Origin of the sequence: Vibrio natriegens NBRC 15636 = ATCC 14048 = DSM 759, from assembly GCF_035621455.1 — a bacterium.
GTDB classification, from domain to species: domain Bacteria; phylum Pseudomonadota; class Gammaproteobacteria; order Enterobacterales; family Vibrionaceae; genus Vibrio; species Vibrio natriegens.
Genome location: NZ_CP141822.1, coordinates 718110 through 733822, shown reverse-complemented (window position 1 = coordinate 733822; position 15713 = coordinate 718110). Strand labels below are relative to the sequence as shown.

Annotated in this window: 16 protein-coding genes; 5 read left to right on the top strand and 11 right to left on the bottom strand. The window is 45.8% G+C overall.

The features are described 5' to 3' along the window. The first annotated feature begins 110 nt into the window (after positions 1 to 110). Both ppnN and xni read left to right on the top strand, forming a co-directional pair. Entirely contained in the window at positions 111 to 1487 is a 1377-nt protein-coding gene (ppnN, locus tag VER99_RS03315; RefSeq protein ID WP_014231027.1) for a nucleotide 5'-monophosphate nucleosidase PpnN, read from the top strand. Positions 1488 to 1545: 58 nt separating this feature from the next. After that, positions 1546 to 2328 (top strand): flap endonuclease Xni, encoded by a 783-nt coding sequence (gene xni, locus VER99_RS03310; RefSeq protein WP_020333709.1) that lies wholly within the window; start codon positions 1546 to 1548, stop codon positions 2326 to 2328. Positions 2329 to 2396: 68 nt separating this feature from the next. Here xni and rlmM read toward each other — a convergent pair whose 3' ends face one another. The 7 genes from rlmM to pomA all read right to left on the bottom strand — a co-directional run bounded on the left by rlmM (position 2397) and on the right by pomA (position 9738). Then, positions 2397 to 3488 (bottom strand): 23S rRNA (cytidine(2498)-2'-O)-methyltransferase RlmM, encoded by a 1092-nt coding sequence (rlmM, locus tag VER99_RS03305; protein ID WP_020333708.1) that lies wholly within the window; start codon positions 3486 to 3488, stop codon positions 2397 to 2399. Next, positions 3485 to 3883: a DUF423 domain-containing protein gene (locus tag VER99_RS03300; protein WP_020333706.1), complete on the bottom strand. Its 399-nt coding sequence runs from the start codon at positions 3881 to 3883 to the stop codon at positions 3485 to 3487. Before VER99_RS03300 ends, rlmM begins: the two co-directional genes overlap by 4 nt. Next, on the bottom strand, positions 3873 to 4496 hold the full coding sequence (locus VER99_RS03295) for an alpha/beta fold hydrolase (protein ID WP_020333704.1): 624 nt from the start codon (positions 4494 to 4496) through the stop codon (positions 3873 to 3875). Before VER99_RS03295 ends, VER99_RS03300 begins: the two co-directional genes overlap by 11 nt. After that, the gene (locus VER99_RS03290; RefSeq protein WP_014231022.1) at positions 4477 to 5397 is read right to left on the bottom strand and encodes a transcriptional regulator GcvA; all 921 of its coding nucleotides are present in this window, start codon (positions 5395 to 5397) and stop codon (positions 4477 to 4479) included. Before VER99_RS03290 ends, VER99_RS03295 begins: the two co-directional genes overlap by 20 nt. Positions 5398 to 6089: 692 nt before the next feature. After that, positions 6090 to 7538, bottom strand: coding sequence for a tRNA uracil 4-sulfurtransferase ThiI (gene thiI, locus VER99_RS03285; RefSeq protein WP_014231021.1), 1449 nt, complete (start codon positions 7536 to 7538; stop codon positions 6090 to 6092). A 476-nt stretch (positions 7539 to 8014) separates the two neighbouring features. After that, positions 8015 to 8962: a flagellar motor protein MotB gene (locus VER99_RS03280; RefSeq protein WP_014231020.1), complete on the bottom strand. Its 948-nt coding sequence runs from the start codon at positions 8960 to 8962 to the stop codon at positions 8015 to 8017. Positions 8963 to 8976: 14 nt separating this feature from the next. After that, on the bottom strand, positions 8977 to 9738 hold the full coding sequence (gene pomA / locus VER99_RS03275; RefSeq protein ID WP_020333703.1) for a flagellar motor protein PomA: 762 nt from the start codon (positions 9736 to 9738) through the stop codon (positions 8977 to 8979). A 259-nt stretch (positions 9739 to 9997) separates the two neighbouring features. On the opposite strand from pomA, the gene xseB reads away from it, so the two are divergent. From xseB to dxs, 3 genes are read left to right on the top strand one after another with little or no spacing between them, the layout of a single operon-like run. After that, on the top strand, positions 9998 to 10240 hold the full coding sequence (xseB, locus tag VER99_RS03270; protein ID WP_014231018.1) for an exodeoxyribonuclease VII small subunit: 243 nt from the start codon (positions 9998 to 10000) through the stop codon (positions 10238 to 10240). Positions 10241 to 10261: 21 nt separating this feature from the next. Then, positions 10262 to 11146: a (2E,6E)-farnesyl diphosphate synthase gene (gene ispA, locus VER99_RS03265; RefSeq protein WP_014231017.1), complete on the top strand. Its 885-nt coding sequence runs from the start codon at positions 10262 to 10264 to the stop codon at positions 11144 to 11146. A 20-nt stretch (positions 11147 to 11166) separates the two neighbouring features. Further along, positions 11167 to 13032, top strand: a complete 1866-nt coding sequence (gene dxs, locus VER99_RS03260) for a 1-deoxy-D-xylulose-5-phosphate synthase (RefSeq protein WP_014231016.1) — start codon at positions 11167 to 11169, stop codon at positions 13030 to 13032. Positions 13033 to 13107: 75 nt separating this feature from the next. Here dxs and pgpA read toward each other — a convergent pair whose 3' ends face one another. From pgpA to ribH, 4 genes are all read right to left on the bottom strand, one after another. After that, the gene (gene pgpA, locus VER99_RS03255; RefSeq protein ID WP_020333702.1) at positions 13108 to 13614 is read right to left on the bottom strand and encodes a phosphatidylglycerophosphatase A; all 507 of its coding nucleotides are present in this window, start codon (positions 13612 to 13614) and stop codon (positions 13108 to 13110) included. 40 nt (positions 13615 to 13654) lie between these two features. Next, a complete protein-coding gene (gene thiL / locus VER99_RS03250) occupies positions 13655 to 14620 on the bottom strand; it encodes a thiamine-phosphate kinase (protein ID WP_020333701.1) in 966 nt (321 codons plus the stop codon). A gap of 78 nt (positions 14621 to 14698) precedes the next feature. Continuing rightward, complete coding sequence (gene nusB, locus VER99_RS03245; protein ID WP_020333700.1) at positions 14699 to 15166, bottom strand: transcription antitermination factor NusB; 468 nt, start codon at positions 15164 to 15166, stop codon at positions 14699 to 14701. Further along, the gene (ribH, locus tag VER99_RS03240) at positions 15166 to 15636 is read right to left on the bottom strand and encodes a 6,7-dimethyl-8-ribityllumazine synthase (RefSeq protein ID WP_014231012.1); all 471 of its coding nucleotides are present in this window, start codon (positions 15634 to 15636) and stop codon (positions 15166 to 15168) included. Before ribH ends, nusB begins: the two co-directional genes overlap by 1 nt. Between the last annotated feature and the right edge of the window lie 77 nt (positions 15637 to 15713).

Genomic DNA, 15713 nt, shown 5'->3' with positions numbered 1-15713 from the left:
TCTGCTAAGCTTCAATTATCCAGCCTTCCAATCACCACTCACAAACGACACGTATAAACCAAAGGTGATGGAGTACTTTACCTCAAATATAATCACAACAAGGAGGCGCTATGATTACCCATATCAGCCCCGCAGGTAGCATGGATTTGCTATCCCAACTGGAAGTTGAGCGTTTAAAAAAGACCGCATCGAGTGATCTTTACCAACTTTACCGAAACTGTACATTAGCGGTCTTGAACTCAGGCAGCCATACCGATAATTCAAAAGAGCTGTTAGACCGATACCAATCCTTTGATGTTGATGTGCTTCGCCGTGAACGTGGCATCAAATTAGAGTTGACCGATCCACCAGAGCACGCTTTTGTCGATGGTGAAATGATTAAGGGGATACAGGAGCATCTGTTTTCAGTCTTACGCGATATCGTGTATGTGAATATGCACCTGGCTGACAGTCAACGTTTAAACCTGACGAATCCTGTTCATATTACTAACCTGGTATTTGGTATCTTACGCAATGCCAGAGCACTTACGCCAGGCATCGCCCCTAATCTGGTGGTTTGCTGGGGCGGACACTCTATCAACGCAGTAGAGTATCAATACACCCGAGAAGTGGGTAACGAGTTAGGCCTACGAGAACTGAATATTTGTACCGGTTGTGGACCTGGTGCGATGGAAGGGCCAATGAAAGGGGCAGCCATCGGCCATGCTAAACAGCGTTATACCGAGCAGCGCTACTTAGGCCTGACCGAGCCGTCTATCATCGCGGCTGAACCGCCAAATCCGATCGTGAATGAGTTGGTGATCATGCCAGACATTGAAAAACGTCTGGAAGCCTTTGTCCGTATGGCACATGGCATTGTGATATTTCCGGGTGGTCCTGGAACCGCAGAGGAGCTGCTCTACATTCTGGGTATTATGATGCACCCAGAAAATGCCGATCAACCAATGCCAATCGTACTGACTGGGCCTAAGGAAAGTGAGGACTACTTCCTTGCGATCGATGAATTTATTCGTGACACGCTTGGAGAAGAAGGTCGTAAACATTACCAGATCGTGATTGATAATCCGTCAGAAGTTGCCCGGATTATGAAGCGCGGCATGGATGATGTTCGCACACATAGAAAAGAAAAAGGCGATGCCTACAGTTTCAACTGGTCACTAAAAATCGAGCCGCACTTCCAGTTACCATTTGAGCCAAATCATGACGCAATGGAACAATTGGATCTGCATATGGATCAGGAACCTCAAGTTCTCGCAGCAAACTTACGTCAGGCGTTTTCAGGCATTGTTGCTGGTAACGTAAAAGCGGAAGGCATTAAAGAAATCGAAGCGAAAGGTCCGTTCACCATCCATGGGGAACCAATACTGATGAAGAAGCTCGACAAATTACTGCAAGACTTCGTCGATCAACATCGGATGAAATTACCCGGTGGCACCGATTATGAACCTTGCTACCGAATCGCTCATCCTGAAAATGATGGTCGATAGTCAGGCTAGCATTCGTTACACTAGGGGCATTACGCCCCTTTTTTACTGCTAAGTCATTATGTCTATTCATCTTGTTATTATTGATGCCCTAAATCTGATCCGTCGAGTGCACTCCGCTCAACCCGATCCCACTGACATAGCAAGAACCATTACCACTACCCAAAGAACGCTGACTCGGATCCTGTCTGAGGCGCAGCCAACCCATATCATTGCGGTATTTGATCATCATGAGCAAGACCGAGGTTGGCGTGCCGAGATACTGCCGGACTACAAACAAAACCGAAAGCCAATGCCGGAGCCGTTAATGCAGGGCCTCGATGCGATTCAGCAAGCTTGGTGGGAACAAGGTATTGACTCATTGTTGTCTGACGGCGATGAAGCCGATGACTTAGTAGCAACACTGGCAACCAAAGTCGCTGGGCATGGAGAAAAGGTCACCATTGTTTCGACCGACAAAGGCTACTGCCAACTGCTTTCTCCGACATTACAAATCCGTGATTACTTCCAGCACCGTTGGCTAGATGAGCCATTCATTGAAAAAGAGTTTGGGGTGAAACCAAGTCAGTTGGCTGATTATTGGGGGCTGGCTGGCATCAGCTCTAGTCAGGTTCCGGGCGTTCCGGGTATCGGGCCTAAAGCCGCAAAAGAAATTCTGACCCAATACGACGATATTGAAGCAGCTTACGCCAGTGACGAATTAGTACCAAAGTATCGAAAAAAACTGGATGAGCATATCGAGTCGGCCCGCCTATGTAAGAAGGTCGCAGCACTAAAATGCGATATTGAGCTTGGCTTCAATCTGCAAGATATTCGCTTTACCGGGCCAAACAAAGCCGAATAAAATTGTTCCAGCCAATAAAAAAGCTCCTGAAAATAGGAGCTTTTTTAATATCCGTTCAACTCGCTTAATTAGTATGGCGAGATGTTCGATAAGCACTGGATGTGAATAGTGATCTCTTCACGGTCATGGTACAGGTGTTTAGCTTGCAGCTTGAACTTCACCTTGTTCTCAATCAGGAACATTTTCAGGTTTTCAAGATCTTGCAAAACCTCGTCATAACGACCTTTCATTGGCAGCTTGAGGTTAAAAATGGCTTCTTTTGCCCAACCTTTTAGTAACCACTGTCCCATAAGATGTGCCACGCGCGCTGGTTTCTCAACCATGTCACACACAATCCAGGTGACATTCTTGCGGTCTGGTTCAAACTTAAAGCCATCCACCATGTGGTGTTTGATCTGGCCAGTTTCCATCAGACTGTCTGCCATCATGCCATTATCAACACAGTGCACAAACATCGAGCGCTTGACCAGTTGGTAGGTCCAGCCACCCGGACACGCACCTAAGTCTACACCCCACATACCCGGAGCCAAACGCTCATCCCACTCTTCACGTGGAATAAATACATGGAAGGCTTCTTCAAGCTTTAACGTTGAACGGCTTGGTGCATCTGCTGGGAACTTCAGACGAGGAATCCCCATGAAGAATTGTGAGTTATTACCCGGGAATGAGTAACCCACGTAACAATGACCCGGTGCAACAAAGCAAATATGTAATACTGGCTTCTTAGCGTTGTCTTTATCCCACATCAGGCCTTTTCCACGCATAGCCTGACGCATCGGCACAGTAAACTTACGGCAGAATTTTAGTAGCTCTTTCGCTTCATTGGTGTCCGGCGTTTCAATACGCAGATCACCACAGCGAGGGAAGTCTTCGACTTCAGACAACGCCTCAAGAATTGGACTGATACGATCTTCGCTTGGCAAAGATTCACATTCGGCTGCAACAGCAAACATTTGGCGAGCAAAGATCAACGAACTGAAGTCGAGACCTTTTACCAGTTTGTCTGCGTCTCCATCTTGGTAACACTCGAAGACAACATAACCTGAGTTTTTCTTCACACGAGGGAAGCCGTACACTTCCAACTGTGTCGCTTTGTCCTGAATTTCACCAGCACACTCTTTCTCAAAGCCTGAACGGCAATAGAGCATTAGTTGTTTCACTTGGAGACCTCTTTGATATTAAACGCAGCAAAAAAGAACAAACACCAGCCGATCATGAACATCAACCCTCCCAATGGAGTAATCGGTCCAAACCATTTAATGCCTGTCAGCGCCAGCGCGTATAGACTGCCGCTAAAACAAAAGATGCCGATGATAAAGCAAATTGCAGCGATGAAAAAATACTTTTGCGCTTTTTGTTCTAAATTCACCAACAGTAGAATGGCACAAAATGCGATCGCTAAAGTATGGATGAACTGATACAGCACACCCGTTTGAAATACATCAAGAAGATACGGCGCAAGTATTGCTTTTAAACCGTGGGCAGCGAATGCCCCTAGCGCAACAGAAACTAATCCAGACAAACCTGTAAAGGAGAGTAACCACTTACTTTTCACTGTACACCTCGTTAATAAAACGCGCTAAGTGTTCAACCGCTAAAGCAATATTGCCCTCTTCGGTATACCCCGAGCGCTTGCGTGGTTTAAAACTGTGGTCACCATCTGGTACAAAAGTGACTGACACCTGATCAGATAACGTGAAGTTTTCAAACTCTTCACGCTTTCCAAAGGTATCTCGCTCGCCTTGAAGAATCAGTGTTGGTTTCTCAAGCGTTGCCAGATGTTCACCTTTGTAGTTTTCTGGCTTGCCCGGTGGGTGAAAAGGAAAACCTAAACAGGCAATACCCGCCACCAGCGTATTTTCAGCCAACAAACTCGACATACGCCCGCCCATAGATTTACCGCCAATAACAACTGGTGTACTAGCAAAGTGAGTGATCAATTCTTCGTAGGCTTCGAGCAGCTTTGGCGCACGATCTGGCGGACGCTTTTTGCCATCTTCGGCACGTTTCATCATGTAAGGGAAATTAAACCGGACGACACGAATGCCCTGTTCGACTAATCCTTTAGCAACTGCGGCCATGAAGTCGTGCTCCATCCCTGCCCCAGCGCCATGGGCAAAAATAAATAACGGTCCACTTTCCGGCCCCTCAACTATCCACTGGCTCATCCAATACTTCCTCTTGTTCTTTTCTCGCTGTTGCAAGCATCCAGTCACGGAACGTTGCGATACGCCCCATGTCCGCTTGCTGCTCATGACAAACCACGTAGAACGCATTCTTCGATATCAACACCTCATCAAATGGTGCGATAAGTCGTCCTGCTTCCATTTCTGGCTGAGCTAACACGTTATTTCCTAGCGCAACACCTTGTCCATGCACAGCCGCCTGTAACACCATTGTTGAATGGCTAAAAATAGGGCCATGATTTACATTGATGCCTTCGATGTTGTAGTGGCGAGTAAACTGCTTCCAATCTTTACGCGAAGTATCATGTAACAAAGTGTGTAATCTAAGGTCATTGAGAGATTCTAACGGCTTCGTCCCCAATAGTAATGAAGGCGAACAAAGCGGAATCAAAAATTCTTGATACAACTTGTCTGCACGTAAACCAGGCCAGTTACCACGTCCGTAATAGATAGCGACATCGACGTCGTCGGTCAGTGAGCCTTCATCCATGTCTACCGCTTTAATCCTGACATCAATGTCTGGCTCCTGAGCGTTAAAGTCGGCCAACCGTGGCACGAGCCACTGAATAGCAAAACTTGGCGGCAAACTGATCGTCAAAGCACCTTTTTCACTACGTTCCAATACTTTATCGGTCGCTTCTGCAATAGAAGTAAAAATATCCTTGATGTCTAAAAAGTAACTTTGCCCTTCTTCCGTGAGTAGCAAAGAGCGGTTTCTGCGGCGAAATAGCTTGAGTGATAGAAACTCTTCCAGCGCTTTGATCTGGTGACTCACTGCAGCTTGGGTGACGAAAAGCTCTTCGGCCGCACGAGTAAAACTAAGATGACGTGCTGCTGCTTCAAATACTCGAAGAGAATTCAAAGGAGGCAATCTGCGAGACATAAGGAACCTCAAATAGGATTAGTTTTTTTTATCTGAAACATTATAAAATCTCCGTTGCCGAACAGCCAGATAAATTCTATATTTCACCCCGCAACACGGGCCTGAACGGCTTGATTTCTCTATAAATCAATTGGCTTCGTTGTTGCGATGTTGTGTTTGCAAACTCGTTTTTCGAGTTAGGTAGATTTCTACCAAAATGTTTTGTCTACTATCCCTGGGACAAAACAATACTTCCTGTATTTATTTTTGACCTGTCTGTCAAATTTCTTACACCGCCTGTTTAGGCGGTGTTTTTTTATCTGAATTATCTAAGTTTAACAAAATAACAAACTAATCCATAAAATAATGTCAGTTTGATTCACTGCTTGGTCAACTCAACCTTGCAAGGCTGCCTTAGTGACACTTCAACTATCCCCACAGCGTCATTACACTAACTAGCATTGTGATAGATACTGAACAACCTAGCATCTCTCCTACCTAGATAAAACTCTCTCGACTTCATCCTTGGAATAGAGCTCATCGTTTTTCGCTCTGTTCGGATTAATTAACGTTATATCAGTAGTCATGATAAAGATTGCGAGTCACTTCAATTTAACGACTCGGAAACCTTTCCAAAGACTGAATAAAAGACATAAAAAAACGCAAACTGATCACTCAGTTTGCGTTTAGAAAGTCTTCTTGTTTTCGCCTTACTATGGGCGGTAAACCTTCACGTTGTTAAAGCCCTGCTCTTGCAAGTAAAGCGCTTGCAGTCGGCTCATCACACCACGGTCACAGTACAACAGGTAAGTCTTGTCTTGGTCCAAGTCACCAAACTGAGTACCCAGTTTGTAGAACGGGATGTGTTTGATATCAACACCGTCGATTTCGAGAGGGTTGTCGTCTTCCTCTTCAGGACTACGGATATCAAGAACAATCGCATGCTCTTCAACAGCCTGAACCTGTTCGACTTCTGGTGCCGCTTTTTCAGATTCTTTCGCGATATCACGAATATCCATAACACGCGCTTCTTTCACCACATTTTCCAAAATGGTGAAATCAAAATTCGCTTCTTCAGCTTCCAGCTTCGCTTTGACTGCTTTAACTGTCGGCTTCTTAGAAATGACACCACAGTATTCAGGCATCGTCTTCGCGAAGTCTTCAGTACCAATTTCACGCGCCAGGTTGATGATGTCTTCTTTGTCCCAGTTAATCAGAGGACGCAGAATCAGAGTGTCTGTCACGTTATCAATGTGGCGAAGGTTTGTTAGCGTTTGGCTAGAAACCTGACCCAATGCTTCACCTGTTACCAGAGCTTCAATCTTGAATTTCTGAGCAACCATACCTGCGGCACGCATGAACATACGCTTCAGAATGACGCCCATCTGGCCATCATCTACTTTCTCAAGAATCTCAGCCACAACAGGTTCGAAATCAATCGAGATAAAGCGAACTTTTGCTGAAGAACCGTACTTATTCCATAGGTAGTGGGAAACCTGTTTAACACCGATTTCGTGCGCAGGACCACCTAAGTTAAAGAAGCAGTAATGTACTTTTGAGCCACGCTTAATGTGCAGGTAGCTTGATACGCCTGAGTCAAAACCACCCGAGATCAGGCTTAACACATCTTCTTGTGTACCTAGCGGGAAGCCACCAAGACCTTTATGGCGCGCAAGAACCTGGTTCAGTTTGTCACCCGACACTTCTACCTTAACGGTTACGTCTGGGTTGCGCAGTTTCACGCTCGCGCTTTCGACAGCTTGGTTCAAACCACCACCAACGTAACGTTCCAGCTCAATCGAGGTAAAGTCATGTTTGCCACGACGCTTAGCGCGAACCACGAAAGTTTTGTTTTCAATCAGAGGACGGCTTAGCTCAAGCACTTGCTCAAAGATATCGTGCAGATCTTTAAACTCAGACTGTTTTACTTCCAGTACATGATGGATACCTGGAGTGTGAGTCAGAATTTCTAGCACTTCCGCGTAGTATTCGTTGCTCTCAGAGGTCACTTCAATGTGATCGCGACGGTTAAATACTGCGACAGATTCCGTACGGCTCTTGACGATATTACGAATGTTACACTCTAAAATCTTTGTGAAGCGCTTACGCACAGATTCACTTTTTACAAAAATTTCTGGATGGGGCTTTACAATAAATTTCATAGTCTTGTTCGCAGGTTAGTTTCGCAATCAACAGAGAGTGATACTCAACTTCGATACTTCATACGCAGTAACACCACGTCTTGGTCACAAAAGATTGTCTGAGCTCACTTCAAAGGCGCAAGATTATATACCCAAATAGCCTCAAGATGCTAGGTTCAGCGAGATTGACTTGGTTCACAGGCGCGGCAACGATTTGAAGATCTAGTGGTTCTAAATCAAAAAGCGTTAACAAAGTCTGTGGACCTAGTCAGCTCGCCCTTCGGGAGCGTGTCACGGACACAATTTCTGTGTCAAATAACTAGGAAAGAGCTCGCTATTCCACTGCGTTATTTTCCTTGAACTTGAGTCAGTGACAACGTTCTGAAACCTGTATCTTGAAGCCATTTGGGTATACACCCAAGCGGTTTGGAAAGACAAAAAAAGCGAGCAATCTGCTCGCTTTCTTATCTCTCCGCTGACTTTAAAGCCAAGCCGAGTTATTGAATAACCGGCACTTCATCGCTGTAGAGTGGTTCACCCTGCATAATGCTGATTTCCACACGTCGGTTAAGGGCACGATTATCATCGGAGTCATTTGGAACCAGCGGTTCAGTGTCAGCCATTCCTCGCACTCGTAAACGTTGATGAGAAAACCCTCTCACCTTCTCCATCTCCTGCGCGACAGAGACTGCACGTTGAGAGGAGAGATCCCAGTTAGAGCGGTACAGTTCAGAATCCAGCACTTGGTTATCGGTGTGGCCAGAGATTCTCACAATGCCCGGTACGTCTTTGACCAGTTCAGCAATTTGGCGTACCAAAGGACGGAATTTAGGTTGTAAGAACGCGGAGCCTTCTGGGAACGCGCCCTTTTCACGCATGCGAATCACGATCTGTTGACCTAAGTTTTCGACTTCGATCGCCCCCTGATCGATCTCTCGCTCTAGCGCTTTCTTGATGCTCTCCATCAAGGTTTCCATCTCTTGCGACATCATCTGCGACTGCTGCTGTTGCACGTCGGATTCTGCTGCCTGGTTGTCTCTTGTCGATGTCTCCGGTGACTGGCCACCGGTTAATTTTCCTTGATCACGCTTACTTCCACCTGAACGATCCGATTCACCTTCATGGAATTCCAATGTTTGCTGCGTGATGTCCATGGTTTGCTGCATAATCACGTCGATCGGCGTTGGTTCTGGACGTCCCGGTCTGAACTCCTGAGCAATAATGCTGGTTCCTTTCGGGATATCTTTTACTTCGAGCTGACTTTGTACCCCAAAGGCGAATTTCATTGAGCCTGCAATCTGCTTAAATTTGAGCACATCCATCTCCGAGAACGAGAGCAGCAGTACAAAGAAACACATCAATAGTGACATTAAGTCAGCGAATGTCCCCATCCACAAAGGAAGTCCTGGTGGCGGACAATCACATTTATTATCTTCATCATCCATCACAACGCTCCTGATTACTCACCTATCTCTAGGGCGCGCTTGCCTTCATTGAGATAGTTCTTCAGGTAACTGTCGATGACTCGCGGGTTCTGACCGTCCTGTATGGCGAGAACTCCATCCATAATAAGACGACGATTCAACGTTTCTTGATCACGTCGTAAAGAGAGTTTGTCAGCTATCGGGAAAAACACCATGTTGGATAAAATAGCGCCATAAAGCGTGGTCAAAAGAGCAACGGCCATCGCGGGTCCAATGGATTTAGGGTCATCCATATTAGACAGCATCGCAACCAGACCCACTAACGTACCAATCATTCCCATCGCGGGCGTAACATCACCAAATGCACGGAATACGCCAGTACCTTGTGTGTGTCGCTCACCAGTCAGCGCAATATCTTTTTTTAAAGCAGCACGAACCACATCAGCATCGTGACCATCCACCAACAGGTCGATGCCTTTTTGCATAAAGCTGTTATTTATTTCCATCTCTTCTAATGCGAGAAAGCCACCTTTACGTGCCGCATCTGCCATCTCTACAATTTTCGCAATCAAGTCTTCTGGCTCATCCGCCTTGAAAAGAAATGCTTTACCCGCAATTTTTGCCGCCCCAAAGAACTGCCCGATGGTGAACTTCATCAGCACGACAAAGGTAGAGCCGCCAACAACGATAAGGATTGATGTTACATCGACGAACATACCGATGCTGCCACCGAGCACCATCGCCATCACAACGAATGCAATACCACCTATCAAACCTATTAGGGTTGCTAAATCCACAAAGCACTCCTCTCGCTCTTTTTATCTATTGCTAACGAATTACTCCTTGTATCGACAACTTGCGGAGAACTTTTAGAAAAATCTTAGCTAGCAGATCACAAATTGATACCAGTAATCTTTAGTAAAATGGGCACTTTCGTCGCTTAGACACATTTAGAGCCAATTTTGTGACAATTATGTAAGGTTAAATTTGACCAAGTTACTAGGCTAAGGTAACTTTCGTGCATCTTATGAGAGGCTGACTTAAGGCAGAGAAGAGATGGCGGTTAAGAAACCAGAAAACATGACCTTCGAAGCAACCATTGAAGAGCTTGATAGCTTGGTTGATCAATTAGAAAATGGCGATCTTGCTCTAGATGATGCCTTACGTAAATTTGAACGAGGTATTGCCTTAGCTCGTGCTGGCCAAACAAAGCTAAGCGACGCTGAACAACGCGTAAGTATTCTTCTCAGCGAAGATGATGAAGCACCACTGAGTGACTTCAATCCAGATTCAGAATAATTATTAGTAGTGAGCGATGTGATGCAACAGACATTGACTTCTTTCCAACAAAGAAACAATCAGCAATTAAACTTGTGGCTAGAACAGCTTCCTTATCAAGAACTTCCATTGATTGATGCAATGAAATATGGCCTTTTGCTAGGCGGGAAACGCGTTCGCCCTTTTCTTGTTTACATCACAGGCCAAATGTTCGGTTGTAAACCTGAAGATCTGGACACACCAGCCGCAGCGATTGAATGCATTCACGCTTACTCACTTATTCATGATGACCTGCCAGCGATGGATGACGATGAGTTACGCCGTGGTCAACCGACTTGCCATATTAAGTTCGATGAAGCGACCGCAATACTGACTGGTGACGCTCTACAAACGCTCGCCTTTACTATTTTGGCAGATGGTCCTTTAAATCCAGAAGCAGAAAGCCAGCGTATCAATATGATAAAAGCTCTGGCTCATTCGTCTGGCTCTAACGGCATGTGTGTCGGACAAGCACTGGATTTAAGTGCAGAGAATCGTCAAATTTCTCTCGAAGAAATGGAAGAAATCCATCGTAAAAAGACCGGAGCCCTAATTGACTGTGCGGTTAAATTAGGCGCTTTGGCCGCTGGTGATAAGGGTATCGCAGTTTTACCTCATTTAGAGCGCTATTCGAAAGCAATTGGTTTGGCGTTTCAGGTTCAAGACGATATTCTTGATATCATTAGTGACACAGAAACATTGGGTAAGCCTCAGGGTTCTGATCAAGAACTCAATAAGAGCACTTACCCTTCCCTGCTGGGTTTAGAGGGAGCGATAGAGAAAGCTCACTCTCTGTTACAGGAAGCACTTCAAGCATTGGAAGCTATCCCATACAATACTCAGTTACTTGAAGAGTTCGCCCGATATGTCATCGAGCGCAAAAATTAACACTATAAGCGCGCATTTATATGACTCTTGATATTTCAAAATACCCAACACTGGCGTTAGCAAATACACCGGAAGAGTTGCGTCTTCTTCCTAAAGAAACATTACCTGCTCTGTGTGATGAGCTTCGAACGTATCTGCTAAATTCAGTGAGCCAATCAAGCGGACACTTAGCGTCTGGCTTAGGCACAGTAGAGCTCACAGTTGCCCTGCATTATGTATATAACACACCAGTAGACCAGTTAATCTGGGATGTTGGTCATCAGGCTTACCCACATAAAATCCTGACCGGACGTCGTGACAAAATGCCGACCATCCGTCAGAAAGGCGGGCTTCACCCATTCCCTTGGCGCTCAGAGAGCGAATACGACACGCTGTCGGTTGGTCACTCTTCCACTTCAATCAGTGCTGGACTTGGCATGGCCATCAGTGCACAGAAAGAAGGTAAAGGGCGTAAGGTCGTGAGTGTTATTGGTGACGGCGCCATTACCGCGGGTATGGCATTCGAAGCAATGAACCACGCTGGCGATGTTCATCCAGATATGCTGGTGATTCTGAACGATAACGAAATGTCGATTTCAGAAAACGTTGGTGCGCTAAACAACCACTTAGCGAAATTACTGTCTGGTAGCCTGTATACGTCGATTCGCGAAGGCGGTAAAAAAGTGCTTTCTGGCGTTCCGCCAATCAAAGAGCTGGTTCGCCGTACTGAAGAACACCTCAAAGGCATGGTTGTCCCTGGCACGCTATTCGAAGAGTTCGGATTTAACTACATCGGCCCAATTGATGGGCATGATGTCAATGAACTGGTTCAGACTCTGAAGAACATGCGTGAGCTGAAAGGCCCTCAATTCCTGCACATCATGACCAAAAAAGGCAAAGGTTATGAGCCAGCAGAGAAAGACCCTATCGGTTACCATGCTGTACCAAAGTTCGCACCATCAAATAACAGCTTGCCAAAGAGCAGCGGTGGTAAACCAACGTTCTCAAAGATCTTTGGTGACTTCCTATGCGATATGGCCGCGCAAGATCCTAAGCTGATGGCGATTACGCCAGCAATGCGTGAAGGTTCTGGCATGGTGCGTTTCTCTAAAGAGTTCCCAGAACAGTATTTCGATGTTGCTATCGCTGAGCAGCATGCAGTGACGCTCGCTACTGGTATGGCGATTGCTGGCAATAACCCAATCGTTGCCATTTACTCGACCTTCTTACAACGCGGTTATGATCAGCTCATCCACGACATCGCAATTATGGATTTGCCTGTCATGTTCGCTATCGACCGAGCAGGTTTGGTTGGTGCTGATGGTCAGACTCACCAAGGTGCGTTTGACTTGAGCTTCATGCGCTGCATTCCAAACATGGTGATCATGGCACCGAGTGACGAGAATGAATGTCGTCAAATGCTATACACTGGTCACAAGCACACGGGTCCGAGCGCAGTTCGTTACCCTCGTGGAAACGGTATGGGAACCGACATCGAAAGTGAATTTACCGCACTTGAGATCGGTAAAGGCCGAATAGTGCGTCAAGGTGAGAAAGTCGCGATCCTGAGCTTTGGTACCTTCTTGGGGAATGCGTTAGAAGCGGCTGAAAACCTTAATGCAACGGTTGCTGACATGCGCTTTGTTAAGCCGTTAGATGAAGAACTGATTCGTCAGCTAGCGAGCGAACACGATGTACTCGTGACACTGGAAGAGAATGCGATTGCTGGCGGTGCCGGTGCAGGTGTTCTTGAATTCATGATGAAAGAAAAAATCATCAAGCCAGTACTCAACCTTGGCTTACCTGATAAGTTTGTTCATCAAGGCACTCAGGATGAGCTGCATGAAGAGCTTGGTCTGGATGCGAAAGGGATTGAACAATCCATCAACGATTATCTGGCGAAGTAATCTTCACTGAAGCATATAAAAACAAAGGGATGCACTATCGCATCCCTTTTTAATTCACTTGCGTTTAATGACTGACTAACTCATCCAACCTGCGTAGTGGGCGACTAAAAACAGTACAATGCCCGCCATAATGCCCGCGACAATGTCATCGATCATGATGCCTAATCCACCATGCACTCGCTTATCAAGCCAGCCGATAGGCCAAGGCTTAACCATGTCGAAGAAACGGAACAAGATGAAACCAGTGAGTAGCCACTTCCATTCGGTTACCGGGATATTCAGTGCCGGCATAATACTCATCGTAATCCAAAAGCCAGCGAATTCATCCCAGACGATCGAACCATGATCGTGAACTTTCATGTCATCAGACGTCACCTGACAGATTTTCACGCCAATTACGCATGATATGAGTACCACGACGACATAAGCAGAAAACGGCAGTTGAGCTAACAACAAAAAGAAAGGTACCGCAGCTAATGTCCCCATCGTTCCCGGAACAACAGGCGACAAACCGCTACCAAACCCTGTTGCCAATAAATGCCACGGATTCTTTAACGAAATAAGAGAAAGAGGGTTGGTCATATCCTTAAACCTATAACTGCTAGTTTGGTTTCAATCGTGGTTACTTAAAGTGGTCGAAACCGCTTAAGTCCCAGTCAAGAGGTTGATTGTTGTCGTGAAGCTCAAAAGTACCATTCGGTCGAATCTGACCAATGCATGTCACCTTACAGCCAATATGGGACAGAGTACTTTGTAACGAGCCATGGTTTTGCTCTGAGACGGTAAAACACAACTCGTATTCTTCACCACTCGATAAAGCATACTGCTGTGCGCTGACCTTATCATCTAAAAACTGCGCCAGATCCGAAGATATAGGCAATTGAGAGACATCGATACTGACACCGACCTGTGACCGCTTCAGTATGTGCTTGATATCGGATATCAAGCCATCGGAGATATCGATAGCAGAAGATGCAAGACCAACTAGTGCTTGTCCCGCTAAAACACGTGGCGTACTCAAGTAATGCGCTTTTTCCAAACTCTCCGCACCTACGCGTGTACGAAGAGAGTTGTCTAAGATAACATCCAGTCCAGCTTTCGCATCGCCAAGACAGCCTGTTACATAAACCCAGTCGCCTACTTTCGCCCCAGAACGAGTTAACGCTTTTCCTTGCGGGACAAATCCCTGCACAGTCAATGTTAAACTCAAAGGCCCTTTGGTGGTATCCCCGCCGATAAGTTGAATACCAAAATAATCAGCAAGTTCAAAGAAGGCATCACAGAAAGGCGCAAGCCACTCTTCGTCAGGCTCCGGCATCGTTAACGCAAAACTCACCCACGCAGGCGTCGCGCCCATCGCGGCTAAGTCGCTGATGTTTGAAGCGAGTGCTTTGTGCGCGACCCAAGCAGGGTTCGCGTCAGGAAGAAAGTGTGTCCCCGCAACTAAGGTATCGGTGCTGATCGCAATATGCACATTATCTGGTGCTTTGACCAGTGCACAATCATCCCCTGCAGCAAGGTGAACATCTTTTCGTTGGTTTTGACGACCAACAAAGTACTTGTCTATTAAGCTAAATTCACCAGACATAATTTGTTTTTCTTTTTATATAAACGCTTTTGATATAAAAAAGGTCAGCATATGCTGACCTTTTTACTGAAGAAATCGTTATTTCTTACGTACGTGAGGTGCTGCTTTATCCAGCACACCATTCACAAATTTGTGACTGTCTTCGGCAGCGAACACTTTTGCAAGTTCAATCGCTTCGTTGATCACGACTTTGTAAGGCACATCTTCGCGACGAGTCATCTCGTACATAGCAAGGCGAAGAAGAGCAAGTTCCATCATATCCAGATCCTGCATTGGACGCGAAATGTATGGACGAATTTTACTATCTAGCTCAGCGTGGCTAAGTACAACACCGCCTAGTAGTTCACGAAAGTACTCTACGTCAGTTTCTGGCGCTGCTAGAGCTGGCTCTGATGCGTGAAGTTCTTCTTCATCGTATTTGTCACCAGACAAAAACTGTTCTTCAATCTTGGCAACATTCTCTTTAGTAATTTGCCATGAGTAGATCGCTTGTAGAGCGAATTGACGTGCATTACGACGTGCGGCTGGTTTCACACTGGCCCCCATTAGGAATCAATTTCAGATAGTACATTAATCATTTCAAGTGCGCTTAGTGCAGCCTCTGCACCTTTATTACCAGCCTTGGTTCCTGCGCGTTCAATCGCTTGATCGATAGTATCAACAGTCAAAACACCAAATGCGACTGGAATGCTGTATTCCATAGACACTTGTGCCAGACCTTTGTTCATTTCACTACAAACATAGTCAAAGTGAGGCGTTCCACCGCGAATAACTGACCCTAAAGATACGATAGCGTCGAATTTACCGGTTTTAGCAACACGTTGAGCTACTAGAGGTAGTTCTACGGCACCTGGACAACGAACAACGGTAATGTTGTCATCGCTTACTTGCCCGTGACGCTTTAGTGTATCGATCGCACCAGAAAGTAGGCTTTCGTTAATAAAACTGTTGAAACGAGAAATAACGATAGCAATTTTTGCATTTGGCGCTGGGAAGCCACCCTCGATCACTTTCATAAGCTTTCCTTTAACTCTATTTTTAAGTGAAATATGTTCATCAAGTGAGAATCGCCGGATTCTAGCACAATTGTGTG

Excerpts from the sequence above, each read along its gene's own strand:
- ppnN (WP_014231027.1), top strand. The coding sequence starts at position 111 with ATGATTACCCATATCAGCCCCGCAGGTAGCATGGATTTGCTATCCCAA.
- xni (WP_020333709.1), top strand. The coding sequence starts at position 1,546 with ATGTCTATTCATCTTGTTATTATTGATGCCCTAAATCTGATCCGTCGA.
- VER99_RS03295 (WP_020333704.1), bottom strand. The coding sequence starts at position 4,496 with ATGAGCCAGTGGATAGTTGAGGGGCCGGAAAGTGGACCGTTATTTATT.
- VER99_RS03290 (WP_014231022.1), bottom strand. The coding sequence starts at position 5,397 with ATGTCTCGCAGATTGCCTCCTTTGAATTCTCTTCGAGTATTTGAAGCA.
- thiI (WP_014231021.1), bottom strand. The coding sequence starts at position 7,538 with ATGAAATTTATTGTAAAGCCCCATCCAGAAATTTTTGTAAAAAGTGAA.
- VER99_RS03280 (WP_014231020.1), bottom strand. The coding sequence starts at position 8,962 with ATGGATGATGAAGATAATAAATGTGATTGTCCGCCACCAGGACTTCCT.
- xseB (WP_014231018.1), top strand. The coding sequence starts at position 9,998 with ATGGCGGTTAAGAAACCAGAAAACATGACCTTCGAAGCAACCATTGAA.
- ispA (WP_014231017.1), top strand. The coding sequence starts at position 10,262 with ATGCAACAGACATTGACTTCTTTCCAACAAAGAAACAATCAGCAATTA.
- dxs (WP_014231016.1), top strand. The coding sequence starts at position 11,167 with ATGACTCTTGATATTTCAAAATACCCAACACTGGCGTTAGCAAATACA.
- pgpA (WP_020333702.1), bottom strand. The coding sequence starts at position 13,614 with ATGACCAACCCTCTTTCTCTTATTTCGTTAAAGAATCCGTGGCATTTA.
- thiL (WP_020333701.1), bottom strand. The coding sequence starts at position 14,620 with ATGTCTGGTGAATTTAGCTTAATAGACAAGTACTTTGTTGGTCGTCAA.
- nusB (WP_020333700.1), bottom strand. The coding sequence starts at position 15,166 with ATGGGGGCCAGTGTGAAACCAGCCGCACGTCGTAATGCACGTCAATTC.
- ribH (WP_014231012.1), bottom strand. The coding sequence starts at position 15,636 with ATGAAAGTGATCGAGGGTGGCTTCCCAGCGCCAAATGCAAAAATTGCT.